Source organism: Burkholderia anthinoferrum, from assembly GCF_002925705.1.
Taxonomy (GTDB): Bacteria; Pseudomonadota; Gammaproteobacteria; order Burkholderiales; family Burkholderiaceae; genus Burkholderia; species Burkholderia semiarida.
In genome coordinates this window covers 1-691 of the sequence record NZ_LFZP01000086.1, presented here as the reverse complement: position 1 = coordinate 691, position 691 = coordinate 1, and the positions used below count along the sequence as shown (strand labels likewise).

The 691-nt window shown below is 65.0% G+C and carries 1 protein-coding gene and 1 pseudogene; both read right to left on the bottom strand.

Going from position 1 to position 691, the window contains the following annotated elements; translation table 11 throughout:
- Positions 1-126: 126 nt before the first annotated feature.
- Positions 127-294, bottom strand: coding sequence for a DUF1427 family protein (locus C5F75_RS36010; RefSeq protein WP_059579100.1), 168 nt, complete (start codon positions 292-294; stop codon positions 127-129).
- Positions 295-462: 168 nt separating this feature from the next.
- Positions 463-691, bottom strand: a pseudogene (locus C5F75_RS36005) (hydrolase); the annotation flags it as partial.

The following is a 691-nucleotide window of genomic DNA, read 5'->3' as shown; positions in this document are numbered from 1 at the left end:
CGTCCGGCGGCAATCGCGACGGCCGTCGCGACGGGGTTCGCGCGGTCGAGCGTCGTGAATCGTCCGTTATGCAGGATCAGATCCGGTTGGGTCACGGTTGCGGTCATGTGCATCACCTCTTGTTGATCAGAAGCCAAACAGCTGTTTCACGGTGGGTAACGCTTGCACGCCGATCAGCATGCCGAGCAACCCGACCAGCGCAATCAGCGGCGGTGCGGGAGAGCGAACCTTGATGGCGCTGTAAATCACACCGATCAGCAGGCCCGCACCAAGGGAAACCAGATAAGGTTTCATGCGATCAATCTCCCGGACAATTTCAAATGCAGGCGCGGTGTGCCGAACGGCATGCCGCGGGCGGCATTCGTGTTTCGGTCACGTCCGCCGCCCGCGGCAATGGAGCCGATGCGGCGCGTTCGCATCGAACCCGTCGCACCGGCATCCGCCGTTGCGGGCCGTCCGCGCTTACTTCGCCGGAACGGGCGCAATCGACTCGTGCGGCGTCGCGGTACGCTGCGGCGCCTTGTGGAGCATCGTGTACGCGTAGTCCACGCCCATCCCGTATGCGCCCGAATGCTCCTTCGCGATCGCCATCACCGCGTCGTACGTCTCGCGGTGCGCCCAGTCGCGCTGCCATTCGAGCAGCACCTGCTGCCACGTGACCGGCACCACGCCGGCCTGCACCATGCGCTGC